At 42.9% G+C, this 17,283-nt stretch carries 13 protein-coding genes; 10 read left to right on the top strand and 3 right to left on the bottom strand.

Features of this window, described 5'->3' with window-relative positions:
* The first annotated feature begins 155 nt into the window (after positions 1 to 155).
* Both O6P32_RS06150 and O6P32_RS06145 read left to right on the top strand, forming a co-directional pair.
* Positions 156 to 776 carry a ribonuclease H1 domain-containing protein gene (locus O6P32_RS06150; protein ID WP_178267348.1) on the top strand — a complete coding sequence of 207 codons (621 nt, stop codon included), beginning with the start codon at positions 156 to 158 and terminating at the stop codon, positions 774 to 776.
* Positions 777 to 813: 37 nt separating this feature from the next.
* Positions 814 to 2,631 carry an LTA synthase family protein gene (locus O6P32_RS06145; RefSeq protein WP_269877456.1) on the top strand — a complete coding sequence of 606 codons (1,818 nt, stop codon included), beginning with the start codon at positions 814 to 816 and terminating at the stop codon, positions 2,629 to 2,631.
* Positions 2,632 to 2,656: 25 nt separating this feature from the next.
* Here O6P32_RS06145 and O6P32_RS06140 read toward each other — a convergent pair whose 3' ends face one another.
* On the bottom strand, positions 2,657 to 3,880 hold the full coding sequence (locus tag O6P32_RS06140; protein ID WP_269877455.1) for a M16 family metallopeptidase: 1,224 nt from the start codon (positions 3,878 to 3,880) through the stop codon (positions 2,657 to 2,659).
* A gap of 112 nt (positions 3,881 to 3,992) precedes the next feature.
* Between O6P32_RS06140 and O6P32_RS06135 the strand changes: the two genes are divergently transcribed.
* The 3 genes from O6P32_RS06135 to O6P32_RS06125 are packed head-to-tail and all read left to right on the top strand — an operon-like array spanning position 3,993 to position 6,079.
* On the top strand, positions 3,993 to 4,526 hold the full coding sequence (locus tag O6P32_RS06135) for an LOG family protein (RefSeq protein ID WP_178267345.1): 534 nt from the start codon (positions 3,993 to 3,995) through the stop codon (positions 4,524 to 4,526).
* Positions 4,527 to 4,542: 16 nt separating this feature from the next.
* Entirely contained in the window at positions 4,543 to 5,145 is a 603-nt protein-coding gene (locus O6P32_RS06130; RefSeq protein WP_178267344.1) for an SIS domain-containing protein, read from the top strand.
* A gap of 7 nt (positions 5,146 to 5,152) precedes the next feature.
* Complete coding sequence (locus O6P32_RS06125) at positions 5,153 to 6,079, top strand: carbohydrate kinase family protein (RefSeq protein ID WP_178267343.1); 927 nt, start codon at positions 5,153 to 5,155, stop codon at positions 6,077 to 6,079.
* A 140-nt stretch (positions 6,080 to 6,219) separates the two neighbouring features.
* Here the strand turns inward: O6P32_RS06125 and mnmA are convergent, their stop codons facing one another.
* Together mnmA and O6P32_RS06115 are read right to left on the bottom strand one after the other, a co-directional pair.
* A complete protein-coding gene (mnmA, locus tag O6P32_RS06120) occupies positions 6,220 to 7,353 on the bottom strand; it encodes a tRNA 2-thiouridine(34) synthase MnmA (RefSeq protein ID WP_269877454.1) in 1,134 nt (377 codons plus the stop codon).
* Positions 7,354 to 7,363: 10 nt separating this feature from the next.
* Positions 7,364 to 8,146, bottom strand: a complete 783-nt coding sequence (locus tag O6P32_RS06115) for a 4Fe-4S binding protein (RefSeq protein ID WP_269877453.1) — start codon at positions 8,144 to 8,146, stop codon at positions 7,364 to 7,366.
* A 140-nt stretch (positions 8,147 to 8,286) separates the two neighbouring features.
* Here O6P32_RS06115 and ruvB point away from each other — a divergent pair, with 140 nt between their 5' ends.
* The 5 genes from ruvB to O6P32_RS06090 all read left to right on the top strand — a co-directional run bounded on the left by ruvB (position 8,287) and on the right by O6P32_RS06090 (position 17,237).
* Positions 8,287 to 9,312, top strand: a complete 1,026-nt coding sequence (gene ruvB, locus O6P32_RS06110) for a Holliday junction branch migration DNA helicase RuvB (protein ID WP_178267340.1) — start codon at positions 8,287 to 8,289, stop codon at positions 9,310 to 9,312.
* A gap of 5 nt (positions 9,313 to 9,317) precedes the next feature.
* Complete coding sequence (locus O6P32_RS06105; RefSeq protein ID WP_269877452.1) at positions 9,318 to 10,811, top strand: lipopolysaccharide biosynthesis protein; 1,494 nt, start codon at positions 9,318 to 9,320, stop codon at positions 10,809 to 10,811.
* A gap of 4 nt (positions 10,812 to 10,815) precedes the next feature.
* The gene (locus tag O6P32_RS06100) at positions 10,816 to 12,171 is read left to right on the top strand and encodes a TIGR00341 family protein (RefSeq protein ID WP_408636048.1); all 1,356 of its coding nucleotides are present in this window, start codon (positions 10,816 to 10,818) and stop codon (positions 12,169 to 12,171) included.
* A gap of 317 nt (positions 12,172 to 12,488) precedes the next feature.
* Positions 12,489 to 15,302: an NPCBM/NEW2 domain-containing protein gene (locus tag O6P32_RS06095; protein WP_269877451.1), complete on the top strand. Its 2,814-nt coding sequence runs from the start codon at positions 12,489 to 12,491 to the stop codon at positions 15,300 to 15,302.
* A 21-nt stretch (positions 15,303 to 15,323) separates the two neighbouring features.
* Positions 15,324 to 17,237: a glycoside hydrolase family 97 protein gene (locus O6P32_RS06090; protein WP_269877449.1), complete on the top strand. Its 1,914-nt coding sequence runs from the start codon at positions 15,324 to 15,326 to the stop codon at positions 17,235 to 17,237.
* Positions 17,238 to 17,283 lie beyond the last annotated feature (46 nt).

The raw sequence follows: 17,283 nt of genomic DNA, 5'->3' as shown, positions 1-17,283 counted from the left end.
AGTTTTTCGGTTTTAATAATGTAAAATGTGATTTTAGTTGCCTGCAAATATAGGGAGATAATCCGTCTTTGAATACTCTTTCTTCTTAAAAACTATGAAAGGCAAGAAGAATGTCAACCCTTTTGTGTACTTTTGTTCTTATTAACAAGAAACATATGCCCAAACAGAAATTCTATGTAGTGTGGAAAGGAGTGAATCCTGGAGTTTATACTTCGTGGACAGATTGTCAACTTCAGATTCAAGGATATAAAGGAGCTTTATATAAATCATTTGATTCTTTGGAAGAGGCAGAGCATGCCTTTGAAACTCCTGCCCATCATTATATCAACAAGAAGCAGGAAAGAGAGCCTTCTCTCTGTCAGATTCCCGAAAACTTTAATTTGAACTGTCTGGCTGTGGATGCGGCATGTAGCGGTAATCCCGGTCCGATGGAGTATCGTGGAGTTTATCTGCTTACCGGGCAGGAAATCTTTCATTTCGGACCTATTTATGGAACCAATAACATCGGAGAGTTTCTGGCTATAGTACATGGTCTTGCCTTGTTAAAACAGAAGGGTATAGACATGCCTATTTATTCCGATAGCCGTAATGCGCTACTTTGGGTAAAGCAGAAGAAATGTAAGACAAAGCTGGAACGCACCTCCCGGACAGAGGAGCTTTTCAGAATGATAGAACGTGCCGAAAAATGGCTGAGAGAAAACTCATATACCACACCTTTGTTGAAGTGGGAGACAGAGAAATGGGGAGAAGTGCCTGCCGATTTCGGGAGAAAGTAACTAAAATTGAACAGTTCGTTAAAAAAATAAGAAACTGATGAAGAAGAGATTTGCTTACCTTATTTCATTCTTTGTGGCATTGGTACTGATATTTTTAGTACAAAAGCCATTCTTTATGTTGTACAATAGTGCTGCCAGTTCTGATGTGTCGTGGACAGATTATTTCAAAGTCATGTATCATGGCCTGTCATTGGATGCTGCTACTGCCGGTTACCTGGTTGCACTTCCTTTTTTGGCTGTATTGGTTAGTGTCTGGTTCAAGAGATTTCCTTTACGTGCAGTTCTGGTAGGCTATTATGCTCTTATCAGCCTGCTGATGGCTATTATCTTTGTGGTGGATATGGGTTTGTATCCATTTTGGAAATTCAAGCTCGATGCCTCTATTTTTCTTTATATGGATTCGCCGAAAAATGCCTTGGCAAGTGTATCGGTCGGATTCGTCCTGCTCCGTGTATTGGTAATGATATTGCTGGCAGGACTCACTGCCTGGGGATTATATAAGTTGACACCTTCCCATTTACCGGCTACTACGAAGAAACTTTCCGGAACAGCCGGTCTGCTTGTACTGGGAGGATTGTTGTTTATCATCATTCGTGGAGGAGTGACAGAATCAACTTCCAATATCGGTCAGGTTTATTTCTGCAACAATGAATTTCTGAATCATTCGGCGGTCAATCCGGCCTTTAGTCTGCTTTCATCTGTAAGCAAAACGCAGAATTACGAGGAGCAATTCAATTTTTTTTCTGAAGAGGAACGTGCTCACTTGTTCGACGGACTTTATCCGGTAAAGGGAAAGAATACGGTGGAACTCCTGAATACCAAGCGGCCCAATATTCTAATCATTCTGATGGAAGGTTTTGGAGCTACCATGGTAGATTCGTTGGGAGGAGTTCCCGGGGCCAGTCCTAATATTGACCGTTTGTCGAAAGAAGGAATTTATTTTACAAACTGTTATGCAAACAGTTTCCGTACCGACAGAGGTACAGTCTGTACTTTTAGCGGATACCAGAGTTTCCCGAACTTATCGGTAATGAAGATTCCGGCAAAAAGCCGTACTCTGCCTTCAATTGTAGGCAAGTTAGTGAAAGAAGGATATACAACTGATTTCCTGTACGGTGGAGATATTAATTTTACCAATATGAAAAGCTATTTGCTGAGCAGTGGCTATCAACATCTGACGGCAGATGTTGACTTTCCTTCAGAACAGCGTAAAAATCCATGGGGAGTAAACGATGATATCACTTTTGATTATCTGTACAACCAGCTTAAGAATCGTACAGAAGGGCCCTGGCATACTGCTTTCCTTACCTTGAGCAGTCATGAACCGTTTGAAGTACCTTATCACCGTCTGGAGGAAAAGATACCTAATGCCTTTGCTTTCACAGACGATTGCCTGGGTCGCTTTGTGGATAAGATGAAACAACTTCCGCAGTGGAAAGATTTGCTGATTATTTGTCTTCCCGATCATGGATTCCATTATCCGGCAACAGGCCACGGACATGCTCCCTGGGTGCATCATATTCCTATGTTGTGGTTAGGAGGTGCCGTCAAGCAGCCAATGGTTATTGACAAGTTAATGAATCAGACCGATTTGGCAGCTACCTTACTCGGACAGTTGGAAATAGATCATAGTGAGTTTAATTTCAGCCGTAACGTATTGGGAGAGGAATATACTTATCCGTTTGTTTATTATACCTTTAATAACGGTTTTGTCTTTTGCGACAGCACTGGAGTTACCTTGTTCGACAATAACTCCGGGCAGGTTTTGCTCGACGAGCCCCAATCCGATGAAAACCGTTTGAAGCGAGGAAAAGCTATTCTGCAAAGCTCTTATGACGATTTAGGCAGTCGGTAATATTTCCCGACTGCATTTGCATATCTTATCTGTAGATTAGTGTAGAGAGTTGTTCTTCACTGAATAGCTCATTAGCTATTTCTAGCAATTGAGAAGAGGTCAGAGCTTCAATACGTTGGAACACCTCTTCTTTGTCTTCGTATTTTTTGTAGTGAAGGAAGCACTTACCCATGCTTAAGGCATTGTTTTCGAAGTTGTCGCCGGCTACTCCAATCTGACCGATAATCTGTTTTTTTGCTGCAGCCAGTTGGGCTGTTGTCAAAGCCCGCATGCGCAGGCGGTTTAATTCTTTCTGCACCAGTTCAATGCAATAGTCTGTATCTTCCGTATCACAACCAAAATAGATACAGAAGGTTCCTGTATCAGTGTATGAAGTCAGGTTTGATTCTACATTATACACCAATCCCCGTTTTTCGCGTAAAGATACGTTGAGGCGGCTGTTCATGCCGGGACCTCCCAGAATATTGTTCAGAAGATACAATCCGGTACGGCGTTCGTCGTATGCGTGATATCCACGTCCACCTATCATTACGTGCGACTGATGGGTATCTTTGTGTAACGTCAGATTTTTAGGACAATACGGCTGTGGAGCCAGTCTCTGATAGTTCTCTACTTCACTATAAGGAATATCAGCTACAGCCTTTTCTACCGTGCGTATTACCCGCTTGAAATCAATATCTCCCTGTACGAAGAAAACCATGTTGGTAGGTTTATAGTATCTGCCGGTAAACTGCAAGGCATCTTCGCTGCGGAAATGGCGTAGCAGTTCCGGTTTGCCTAAGATATTTCTTCCCAAGGCATGTTCCGGAAAAATCAGCTCTTCGAAATCATCGAATATCAGCTCGGCAGGACTGTCTTCGTAACTTTGTATTTCATCAATGATTACTTCTACCTCTTTTTCAATTTCCTGTGCAGGAAAGGTACTGTGAAAAACAATGTCTGTAAGAAGTTCTACGGCACGGGCGAAATGCTCTTTCAGAAAGGCACTGTAGATGACGGTTTCTTCCTTGTTGGTATAAGCATTCAAGTCGCCTCCTACATTCTCCATCCGGTTCAGGATATGCCAGGCTTTTCGCTTTTGTGTACCTTTGAAGATAAGATGTTCTACAAAGTGCGCCATACCTTGTTCTTGCTCCATTTCGTCGCGGGTTCCTGCGTCTACGGCAAAACCACAATAAGCTACGTTGGTGGGGCTGGGAGTATGTATAATACGCAGACCGTTTGACAAAGTGAAAGTATTGTAAGCCATTGTTTTTTTATTAGAATCTGTTTCTGCTTGCAAAAATACAACAATACTTATTGTCCTTCTTTAAAAAATGCAGATATTTGCAGAATAAAGACTAAAAACAACCCAATAAGCTATGAATAAAATTGCTGTATTCTGCTCTGCATCCGACTATATCGATTCTGTGTATACCGAGAAGGCAGCACAGTTCGGAGCATGGATGGGAGAAAACCGCAAATGGCTTGTTTACGGAGGTTCGAACAGGGGACTGATGGAAACAGTGGCTCGTGCGGCAAAAGAAAAGGGAGCCATGATTATGGGAGTGGTACCTACCAAGCTGGAAGAACGTGGAATGGTGAGTGATTTGCTGGATGTAACATTTCATACAGTCAATCTGAGCGACCGGAAGGACATCATGCTTCAGGAAGCCGATGTGATGGTGGCACTGCCCGGAGGAGTAGGAACACTCGACGAAATCTTTCATGTGATGGCAGGAGGTACTATCGGTTATCACGACAAGAAAATCATTTTCTACAATGTGAACGGTTTTTGGGACGACATCCTTCATTTCCTGAAAGGATTGGAAGAACAGCGATTTGCACATCATCCGCTGAACAACTATATGCAGGTAGCAAATACTTTCGAAGAATTAATACAATTATTGGCATAATCAAACAAAATATAATATGATTTCATCTATTAACGAACTATTGCAGCGTGAAGCACAGGCTGTACTGAATATTCCGGTAACAGACGGATATGAAAAAGCGGTTGCTTTGATTGTAGAGCAAGTACATCATAAACATGGAAAGCTGGTGACTAGCGGTATGGGAAAAGCCGGACAGATAGCTATGAATATTGCTACTACATTCTGCTCTACAGGTATTCCGGCAGTCTTTTTACATCCGAGCGAAGCGCAGCATGGCGATTTGGGTATCCTGCAGGAGAACGATTTGCTGCTGCTTATTTCAAACTCAGGAAAGACCCGTGAAATCGTGGAACTGACACAATTGGCAGCTCGTCTGAATCCGGCTTTGAAGAAGATTGTCATCACCGGAAATCCTGATAGTCCTTTGGCTCAGGCTGCTGATATTTGTCTGGCTACCGGACATCCGGATGAAGTTTGTGTGCTGGGCATGACACCTACCACTTCGACTACGGTAATGACTGTAATTGGTGATATTCTGGTGGTAGAAACCATGAAGCAGACTCACTTCACTATCGAAGAATACAGTAAACGTCATCATGGCGGATATTTGGGAGAACGTTCTCGTGAACTTAGCAAATAACAGATAGATGAGAAGAGTAATCGGTATAGGAGAAACCATCCTCGATATTTTGTTCCGCGACAACCAGCCTCAGGCAGCAGTACCGGGAGGTTCGGTATACAATGCGGCCATTTCATTGGGGCGTATGGGAGTCAATGTAATGTTCATCAGCGAAACAGGAAACGACCGTGTAGGAGAAATGATTTTGCAGAATATGCGCGACAATGGGGTAAGTACAGAACATGTCAATGTATTTCCCGAGGGAAAGTCGCCGGTTTCACTCGCTTTTCTGAACGAGCGAAATGATGCAGAATATATTTTTTACAAAGACTATCCGCGTCAGCGCCTGGAAGTAAAGATGCCGGAAATTACGGCAGACGACATTATCATGATAGGTTCCTATTTTGCAATTACTCCGGTATTGCGCGATAAAGTAGTGGAATTGCTGGAGCAGGCCCATAAAGCCGGAGCAATTATCTATTATGATGTGAATTTCCGTAGTACTCACCGCAATGAAGCCATCAAGCTGATGCCTACTATTTTGGAGAACTTCGAGTATGCCGACATTCTGCGTGGTTCGACAGAAGATTTTCAGAATATGTTCGGATTGGCCGAGGCCGATGCTGTTTATCGTAAACATGTAGCGTTCTATTGCCAGAACTTTATCTGTACAGATGCCGACAAGGATATTTGTCTGCGGACCAGACAGGTTACGAAGAATTATCCGGTAGAGCCTCTGCAGGCAGTGAGTACAATCGGTGCCGGAGATAATTTCAACGCTGGAGTGGTATTCGGCTTGTTGAAAAACCGGATTCGCCGGAACGATTTGGCAGAACTGACAGAAGCCGACTGGGATGCTATTATACAGTGTGGAAAAGATTTTAGTGCCGATGTGTGCAAGAGTGTGAACAATTCGGTATCGAAAGCTTTTGCTGAGGCTTATAAGAATAAGTGACAAAGAGCGTCTCATTATAATGAAACGACCGTCCCACTGCAATGAAACGAGTGTCTCCTTGCAATGAGACGGTCGTACCATTGTAGTGGGACGCCTTTTTTATATGGTTTCTGCAACAACCGGAACGGGCAGTAAGCGGCTTATCGGTTGAATTTTTCCTGATTCTCTGCCGCTATTTTCTTGATGGCCTGCTGGAAGGCAATGAATCCTCCACCCAATACACGGTTGCCTTCGTAGAATACGGCCGACTGTCCGGGAGTAATGGCTGAGGCTTCTCCTTCAAATTTTACCAGCAATTGTCCGTTGTCCAGTAAGGCTACCTGACAGGGAATAGGCCGGCTCCGGTAGCGGATACGTACGGAAAGCTCCTTGCACCGGAGCAGTTCCTCCATACAGATTACATTTACCTGCTCTACCAACATGTATTCTGCTTTCAGTTGGTCGGCATCTCCCAGCATGACTGTATTTTTGGCCGGATTTATTTTTAGTACATACGCCGGCTTGCCCAATGCAATCTCCAGTCCTTTCCGTTGTCCGATGGTATAATAGGCAAATCCTTTGTGCTGTCCCAGCTTCAGCCCCTTACTGTCTACAAACCATCCTGCACCAATCCGTTCGTCGATGTCCGGACAGTGTTCCTTCAGAAACTCCCGATAGTCTTTATCGATAAAACAGATTTCCATACTTTCACCCCCTTTGGCTTTTGCTTCAAAACCTTTGGAGGCCAGATAGGCACGGACTTCGGTCTTGGTCATTCCTCCCAGTGGAAACATCATGCGTTTCAAGATATCCTGTGGCAGTTTCCAAAGGAAGTAGGACTGATCTTTTGTAGAATCGTCGCCCGTTACAATGTAGCGTGCTCCGTTTATATCTTTCAGTTGGCAGTAATGTCCAGTAGCAATCCACGCACAGTCTGTGCGGTCTGCCCATTCGCAAAGAATACGTTCCTTGAAAAGCGGGTTACACATGACACACGGATTGGGGGTACGTCCGCTCATATACTCATCGATGAAATATTTCACGATTACCTCCTTGAACTCCTTCCGTACATCGGCTACATGGTGTTCGATGCCCAAGCGGGCAGCTAAGGCTTGTGCTTCCAGCACTTCGTCGGGCTGTGATTGTCCGGGCGTGGAGAAATGAGAGGGAATATCCCATGTACGCATGGTAACTCCTACCACTTCGTATCCTTGCTCCTGTAGCATGATGCATACGGCAGAACTGTCTATTCCGCCGCTCATGCCTACTAATACTCGCTTGTCTTTCTCTTTCATTGTATGTAGTTTATAAGAATATTTCGGACTCTCTTCTGGCACTGAATTTTTCGTGCAGTATCTGTGTAAACGGAGTGTAGTAAGTACGTGCTCCGTTAGGACATTCTTTTACGCAGGCACAACATTTGATGCATCGTTCTGTATCAGTTTCTATTGCATCACCTCCGTCATTGAGTCGGATGGCATGAGTAGGACATACTTCAATACAGATGCCACAGGCACAACAGGCGTCGGTACATTCTGGCACACTGGAGTTACGCGGAGAGAATTCCTTGTATGGAAAGTTTCCTTTGACTGTCAGTGCCGGGAGCTCCGGATGATTTTCCAGTTTTTTCAGACTGTCTTGTCCGAACAGAAACGCTTTCTGAATATCGGAACTATCGGGACGTCCTGCTGCCACAGGCATGTCGGGAGTACTGTAACTGTGCTCTCCGATGAAGGCGGCACCCGATAATGGAGTAAAACCAAGTTCGACGGCCGTATTGTGCAGTTCAAGTAATGCATCCTCATAGTCGCGATTTCCGTATACGGCTACCAAAATGGCCGGAGAATGTTGCGCTTTGAGTCGTTTGATGCGTTGTAGAGCAACCGGAGCAATGCGTCCTCCGTATACGGGGGCTGCAATAACGGTCAGTTCGTTTTCTACATGAATCGGTGTATCCTCTTCATCCAGTGTCAAATCGGTTTCTATTCGTCGTCCCATACCGATACCTTCACCTATAGCGCGTGCAATGCGGGCTGAAGTGTGTGTAGGGGAGAAGAATACAAGGCGGGTAGTTGTATATGCTGTCATACCTTTGTTTGAGTTAGTTATTTCAACAAAGATACGAGTTTTTCGTACTTCATTCTTCTTTTATTTGTACTTTTGTTCTCATAAGTATACGACTGAATTTGTTTGAAAATACTAAATACTTAGAGTAACAGTAGAGATACATGGAAGAACAATTTGATATACGTGATTATAGACCTTCCGGCAAAGAACGCGATTTCGAAAACGCTTTGCGTCCGCTTCAGTTTGGCGACTTCAGCGGGCAGGACAAAGTGGTGGACAATCTGCGTATCTTCGTGAAGGCAGCGCGGCTTCGTGCCGAGGCACTGGATCATGTGTTGCTGCATGGTCCTCCCGGTCTGGGAAAAACTACATTGAGTAACATTATTGCCAACGAGTTGGGGGTAGGCTTTAAGGTCACTTCCGGTCCGGTACTTGATAAGCCCGGCGATCTGGCTGGAGTACTGACCAGTCTGGAACCGAACGATGTCTTGTTTATTGATGAGATACATCGTCTCAGTCCGGTTGTGGAAGAATATCTGTATTCGGCAATGGAAGACTATCGTATTGATATTATGATAGACAAAGGCCCCTCTGCCCGGAGTATTCAAATCGATCTGAATCCGTTTACTCTTGTGGGAGCTACTACCCGAAGCGGATTGCTTACAGCTCCTCTTCGCGCCCGTTTTGGTATCAATCTGCATCTGGAGTATTACGACGACTCTGTACTTTCGCGCATCATCTTGCGTTCGGCTGGTATTTTAGGAGTCCCTTGCGATGTGGATGCGGCAGGAGAGATTGCTTCGCGTAGCCGGGGTACCCCGCGTATAGCCAATGCACTGTTGCGCCGTGTACGCGACTTTGCGCAGGTAAAAGGCTCGGGGCGCATTGATGTAGAGATTGCCCGTTATGCGTTGGAGGCATTGAATATAGACCGTTATGGTCTGGATGAAATAGACAACAAGATACTCTGTACGATTATCGACAAGTTCAAGGGAGGACCTGTAGGACTGACTACCATTGCTACGGCATTGGGAGAGGATCCCGGTACACTGGAAGAAGTGTACGAGCCTTTTCTTATTAAGGAAGGTTTCCTGAAACGTACGCCACGCGGAAGAGAAGTAACCGAACTGGCTTACCGGCATTTGGGAAAGAACTTGTATCAGACAGAGCGAACTTTATTTGATTAAATGTTATGGCTGGACTGAAATCATTGGCTAAAGATACGGCTATTTATGGTCTGAGTAGTATTGTAGGCCGTTTCCTCAATTATCTGTTGGTACCGCTTTATACAGCCGTGCTTCCGGCAGCATCGGGAGGATACGGAGTGGTATCGAATGTATATGCTTATACAGCTCTGATTCTGGTGCTGTTGACTTTTGGCATGGAGACCGGTTTTTTCCGCTTTGCCAACAAGCAGGACGAGCAACCGGAGAAAGTATATGCTAATTCGTTACTGTTTGTAGGAGGGCTTTCCTTGTGTTTTGTAAGCTTGTGTATGCTTTTCCTGCATCCCATTTCCTCTTTTTTGGAATATCCCGATCATCCCGATTATGTAGGAATGATGATAGTGGTAGTGGCATTGGATTCTTTTCAGTGTATTCCGTTTGCGTATTTACGTTACAAGAAGCGCCCGATTAAGTTTGCTGCCATCAAACTTTTCAATATCATAGGAAACATTGGTCTGAATCTGTTCTTTTTGCTGCTTTGCCCGTATCTGGCTCAGCATGCACCAAGTACTGTTTCGTGGTTTTATAATCCGGATTATCTGGTGGGATATATCTTTGTATCCAACCTGATTATGTCGGCTGTACAGATGTTTTTCTTTATTCCCGAACTGCGTGGATTCTCTTATCGTATGGATAGAGTCCTGATGAAACGGATGATATCATATTCGTTTCCTATATTGATTTTCGGAGTGGTAGGAATCCTGAATCAGACCATTGATAAGATGATTTATCCGTTCCTGTTCGACGATCGTCAGGAAGGATTGGTGCAATTGGGTATTTATAGTGCTACCAGTAAAGTAGCTATGGTAATGGCTATGTTCACTCAGGCATTCCGTTATGCTTATGAGCCTTTTGTATTCGGTAAGAATAAGGACGCAGACAACAGGAAGGTATATGCATCGGCTATGAAGTACTTCTTTATTTTCTCTTTGCTAGCCTTTCTGGCTGTGATGTGTTATATGGATGTGTTGAAGTACATGGTAGCACGCGACTATTGGGAAGGGCTGAGTGTGGTGGCTATTGTGATGTTGGCAGAAATATTGAAAGGTATTTACTTCAATCTTTCTTTCTGGTATAAATTGACCGATGAAACACGATGGGGAGCTTATTTCTCTCTTATCGGATGTGCTATTTTGCTTCTGATGAACATCTGGCTGGTTCCGCTTTATGGCTATGTAGCTTCTGCCTGGGCTTCGGTAGCCGGTTATGGCGTAATCACTTTATTGTCGTATGTAATCGGTCAGAAGAAATATCCGGTGCATTATCCGCTGCATAGCATGTTTTTGTATTTGCTGTTAGCAGGAGTATTGTTTTTCTTGTCACAATATGTGATAATAGAAAATCTGTTTTTCCGCTTGGCGTTCCGTACTGCCTTGCTGATTGTGTTTGTGGTTTATGTATTAAAAAAGGATTTGCCTGTACGAAATATTCCAGTGTTAAACCGTTTGATAAAGAAATAACATGATGAAAGTTAGAAAAGACAGAAAGTTCCTTCTTCGTAAGTTCTTCCATGAGTATTTGGATTTGAATCGCAGTAAAGAAGATGAGCAAATTACGGTCCATGCCATCCGTAGTGGAGTTGAGTTTAAGGGAACCAATCTATGGGTCTTGATTTTTGCAACCTTCATTGCTTCTTTGGGCTTGAATGTGAACTCAACAGCAGTAATTATCGGTGCCATGCTGATTTCTCCTCTGATGGGGCCGATTATGGGAGTCGGACTCTCTGTGGGGCTGAACGACTTTGAGCTGATGAAGCGTTCACTCAAGAATTATCTGGTAGCCACTCTGTTTAGTGTGACTACTGCTACTATTTATTTTTCTTTTACTCCGCTGGACGAGGTACAGTCGGAATTGTTGGCCCGTACTTCCCCTACCATTTACGATGTATTTATAGCTTTGGTCGGTGGTTTGGCTGGGATTGTGGCACTGGCAACAAAAGAAAAAGGAAATGTGATTCCAGGTGTGGCTATTGCTACTGCTTTGATGCCTCCGCTTTGTACAGCTGGTTTTGGGCTGGCAACAGGCAATTTGCTTTATTTCCTTGGAGCATTTTATTTGTATTTTATCAACTCCGTGTTCATCAGTCTGGCTACTTTCATTGGAGTACGTGTAATGCATTTTCAGAGAAAGGAGTTTGTAGACAAGGCGCGGGAGAAGTTGGTAAAACGCTATATCGTGGGAATTGCCATTGCTACGATGTGTCCTGCCATTTATTTGACATATAGTATTGTACGCGAAACATTGTATGTAAGTGCTGCAAATAGTTTCATTAGCGCAGAAATACAGTCTCCGGAATCGCAGGTATTGAGTAGAGAGGTGTCTTATCCCAAGCGTGAAATCAAGGTTGTATTGGTAGGAAAAGAAATTCCGGAAGAACAGTTGTCTGCCTTGCGTCTGAAACTGGAACAATATAAACTGAAGAATACGAACCTGGTTGTATTCCAGGGAGTAAATAATGCCGGAATGGATATCAGCAACATCAAGTCGATGGTGATGGAAGATTTCTATAAGAACAGTGAACAGCAGTTGCTTCGTCAAAAACAGGAACTGGATTCGCTGCATGAAGAACTGTCCGCTTATTCCGGTGCCAATTTGCTAGATAAAAAGATGGGACAGGAGATGAAAGTATTGTTCCCTTCTGTACGTGCTGTTTCTGTTTCGAAAGGCTTACAGTTGCAAGTCGATAGTGCCTGTATGGATACTTTGACTTTTGCCTTTATCGATTGCAATAGAGAATTAAGTACGGCAGAGAAAGAAAAAATGCGTAGTTGGTTAAAAGCACGTACCGGTGCAAATAAGTTAAGACTGATTGTAGAGTAAATAGAATAATAGTTACGATTTTTAATATCCTTCATGTGGACATCCTGTTTTTATGGGTGGGAAGCATGAAGGATTTTTTTTATTCTTTATAAAAGCATCGATTGTTTATATTGTGGCTTTGTATTCTGAAAGATGTATTTATAGATTCAAATCAGAATATAATGCATAATGATTGCACAATAATCTATCTTTTTGTTTGGAAAGCTTATGTAACTTTGTTTTCATGGAGATAACCTTATATCTTAAAAGAGTAGTGGAAAATATTCTTGGGGGAGAGTATTTTCACTATTATGTATAACATGAAAAATAAGATGATAATGAGTAAGAAAAGCTTGTGGGTCTTGGGACTTTTATTTTGCTATATAGCAGGGTATGGGCAACAGAAAGTAGGACTTGAAGAACTGGATTTGTCAAAAGTGTGGATGGAGTATGGGAAAGTGACAAAGGGGACATCTGTAACAGCCGAACCTGTCCTAATGGGAGGAAAGATAAGAAGTGATGTTGTAGGTTTTCATGCCAATGGACTGGCTAAACTTAAATTGGACGGAAAGTGTATACGATTTACGGCAAAGGTAGGGGTGGTTCCTACTGAGATTGATGTGAATGATTCATCTCTTATGGTACAGCCTTTGGTTGACGGAACAAAGCTTTTATTCTCTACAACATCGGATAATACGAAACAATTCAGAGCCTTGGTTGGAAAAGATGGAAAGGTCGATTGTGGAAGTGTGTCTTTAGTCTTGAAATTGGACGGGCGGGAAGTGTATAATAGTGGAGTACTTCGTCCGTCGGATGGATGGAAAACTATAGATGTAAATCTGGAAAAAGGCAACATCTTGGAGATGGCATTTTATTCAACGGAGGATGGTGCAAGTGGAGACAATGTGGTGCTGGTTTCTCCTCAATTGACTTATCAAGGTGAGAAACCGCAATTAGTGGATGTAAGTACCATGGGGAAAGGACCATCGCAGTCTGAAAGTGTCGTTCAGAATCTGGAAAAGAAATTATCATCCTTGCCTGTTATGAATGGTTTACTTTCTGAGAAAACAGCATTCGACTGGTTGCTTACACCGGAAAAGTCGCAGGCCGGGGTGTATCGTACGGCAGATGGAAAAGGGATTGTAATTGCCAATGCAATGGTTTCTCGTACTTTTCGTATATTCCCTAATTTGGCTACAGTAGACTTTACAAACCGTATGTTGGGTGAGAGTTTGCTTCGTGCTGTCAGCAGTGAGGGAAATTTATGGATTGATGGCAAGAAGTGGACACTTGGAGGCTTGGGTGGTCAGCCCGAACGTGCTTATTTGAAGGAAGAATGGTTGGATGATTTATATACCCTTCCGGAGTCATTCTTGGTAGAAGATTTTGAGGTAAAATCTTTAGAGGAATCCATTCGTTGGGCACGTAGCCGTTGGGCTTTGAATAAAGAAGCTGCCACCGGTAAGGAGTTGATCTTTACTTTACGTGGGGATAAAGAGCTGAGAGATGTGAAAGTGAAATTGCATTTTGCCATTTATGATAAGATTCCTGTCATTCGTAAATGGTTTGAAGTTGAGAATGGCTCCTCTATGCCGTTGAATATCGATCATTTTCAATTGGAATATCTGGCTTTTGCTGAACCGGAATCTCCGGGTGCCGGTGATCCTGCTACATTCCGTCTTCCCAATATTCATGTAGAAAGCGATTATGCTTGTAACGGTGCTTTTACAGAGAAGGAGACAGATATTACAGAGAAATGGGTCGAAGACAAAGATTATACTTCACAACGTAATTATTTGTTACAGACACCTTGCATTTTGCAAGTTGCTCCTCCTATAGGTCCAGATCAGTTGATAAAATCGGGAGAACACTTTTCGTCGTTTGGAGTATACGAAATGCCTTTTGACAGTGATGACAGGGAACGGAAAGGACTTTTTACCCGACATTTCTATAAAACGGTAGCCCCTTGGACTACAGAGAATCCTATCTTTATGCATCTCACCTCAAGCGATCCGGAAGTGGTGCGTCAGGCTGTTGATCAGTGTGCAGAGACCGGTTATGAAATGATTATCCTGAGTTTTGGCTCTGGAGCCAATGCAGAAGATGTGTCGGAAGAAAATATAGCTCATCTGAAGAAACTGGTAGATTATGCAAAGAGCAAGGGAATAGAGATGGGATGCTATGCCTTGTTGGCAAGTCGGTGGATCAGTGATGAAGTGGATGTGATAAATCCGGAGACTGGAAAACGTGGTGGTATGCATTTCGGCAGTTCGCCTTGTCTGTGTAGTGAATGGGGATATGATTATTTCCGAAAGATAAAGACCTTCTTTGAAAAAACAGGAATGAGCTGTTTCGAACACGACGGTTCTTATCCGGGTGATGTCTGTGCTTCGACCACACATGCTTATCACAAAGGCTTGAAAGATTCTCAATGGAATCAGTTTTATAAGATTACCGAGTTGTATCACTGGATGTGTGAGAATGGTATCTATCTGAATGTGCCGGATTTCTATTTCTTGAATGGTTCAACTAAAGTTGGAATTGGCTACCGGGAGGTAAACTGGTCTTTGCCTCGTGACCGGCAATTGATTCACACCCGTCAGTTGAATTACGATTGTACCTGGGAACGTATTCCTTCTTCTCTTTGGAGTTTTGTTCCACTGGTTGAATATCATGGGGGAGGCAAGGCTGCTACTCTTGAACCATTGAGTGAACATTTGTATGAGTATAAAATGCTGATGTTTCAAAACTATGGAGCAGGAGTGCAAGCCTGTTATCGTGGACCTCGTTTGTATGATACTCCGGAAACCAAACGAGTGGTAATGGAAATTATAAATTGGTATAAGAAGTATCGTCGGATTTTGAATAGTGATATCATTCATTTGCGAAAGCCAGATGCACGTGACTGGGATGGACTGATGCATGTGGATCCCAAAGGAAAGGAAAAGGGACTGGCGATGTTCTTTAACCCAACGGATAAGGAGATGACTCGTAAGATACAAATTCCTTTGTATTATACTGGGCTGAAGGAAAAAGTCAGTGTACGAGAACAGGAAGGAAAGCGTGTGGTTTACCGCTTGAACCGTGAGTTTGAAATAGAACTGACTGTCAAGATTCCTGCTAAAGGGTATACTTGGTATGTATTTGAGTAAGAATCTAATATATTTGATGAAATGAAGTATAAAATTGTGTGTATGGGTGCACTGATGCTTTTTTCAAACTCTTTATGGGGACAAAAGGCTCAGATGAATCTAAGTATTGAAAAAGAAAGGCTTTCTTATAATGTAAGCTATGAAGGACGTTCTGTAATAGATTCTTCTCCTTTAGGCTTGAATGTGGATAATGTCTTGTTAGGGCAGGATGTAAATATAACTCCTGTTGAAACAAAGGGACAGGGAGGAAAATGTTATGAAGTTAAACGTAAGGGAACTCTTTCATTTTACATAGATGTCCGTGAATTTGATGATGGAGTGGCTTTCCGCTATCGTATACCGTCTGAAGGACCACGTTGTATTTATGGAGAACAAACGGCTTTTACTTTTCCAGCTTCTACTCGTGTATGGTATGCCAGCGGTCCTTTTCAATATGGATGGATTCAAGCTTATCAAGAACGGACTGTAGATAGTTTGGAAAATGAACTATTGGCTCCTCCCGCTACATTTCGTTTGCCAGATGGAACGTATGCAGCTATAACAGAAGCTAATTTGTTCCAATATCATGGAGCTGTATTATGGGGAGAAAAAGAAAATCGGGTACGTGTTGGATATGTAGAGAATAAAGGACATTTGGAAACAGGTACTATTACAGGGATTCCTGCATCTAAATATTGGCATGAGGTTGTAAAGGATGTTCCTTGGATTGTGTATCCGGATAGTAGTTTGCATGAAATCAGAACTCCGTGGAGAGTTTTGATGCTTGCAAAAGATTTAAATGGATTAGTAAATAATCGCATTATAGCACAAGTGTGTGATAAGCCGGATCAAACATTGTTTCCTGAAGGACAGCATACCTCTTGGATAAGACCAGGACGTTCTGTATTTACTTGGTTAGTAGAAGGGCAGAATAGACTGAGTGTGGCAAATCATAAGAGATATGTGGATGGTGCTTCAGAATTAGGTTTACAGTCGGTTGTAGTGGATGACGGCTGGGAACTGTGGCCTGAAACAGAACCGGAGGGTAAGAGCAAAACCAAATGGGAGTATTTGTCTGAATTGGTGGATTATGCCCGTAATAAACAGGTCGATATATGGGTATGGCGTCCGTCTTCACCAAGAAATGGAAACAAAACTGATATTGGTTTGAATGATCCGGATGAGCGTAAGGATTTCATGAAGAAGTGTGCGCAGGCTGGTGTAAAAGGATTGAAAATTGATTTCTTCCATACGGAAAATCTGTATACTGTCAATTTAATGGAGAATATACTTCGGGATGCAGCTCGTGAGCATTTGATGGTAATTTTTCATGGAGTGAATAAGCCTACAGGAGATAGTTATACTTATCCTAACTTATTGGCAAAAGAAGCTGTAAGAGGATTGGAAAGTGTTGGAGGAGAAGATACATGGGCGCCTGGACCTGCATGGCCGTATCATAATACTGTACTTCCTTTTACGCGCTGGTTGGCAGGTCCTGCAGATTATACCCCTCTGAATTTCCGGGCATTCTGTCCACCTTCGGTAACCTTTACTCACCAGTTGGCCTCTATCTATATGTTTACATCTCCGATGCTGATTTTTGCGGCTGATATGGAAGATATGTTGTCATGTCCGGGACGTAAATTTATAGAAGAAGTTCCTGTTGTATGGGATGAACATTATGCACTTCCTGAAAGTGAAATAGGTCAGTTGGCGGCTATAGCAAGAAGAAAAGGAGATGTGTGGTATTTATCTGTATTAAATGGAGAGCAGGAAAGAAAAATAGAATTATCATTGAATTTTCTTCCCAAAGGAACCTATAAGATGACGGTTGCTTCGGATAAAGGGAGAAAGGAAATTGTAGTAAACGAGAAGAAAATCCGTTCATTCCGTCCGTTGACACTGACACTGATGTCTGGGGGAGGATGGTTGGCCAAATTTGAAAAAGTAAAATAGATATCAGTATATTGAGAAAAAACAGGAGACCACTTCATTGCAATGA

The sequence above is a fragment of the Phocaeicola acetigenes genome (genome assembly GCF_027529745.1).
GTDB classification, from domain to species: Bacteria; Bacteroidota; Bacteroidia; order Bacteroidales; family Bacteroidaceae; genus Phocaeicola; species Phocaeicola acetigenes.
This window is presented reverse-complemented; position numbering and strand designations above follow the sequence as displayed.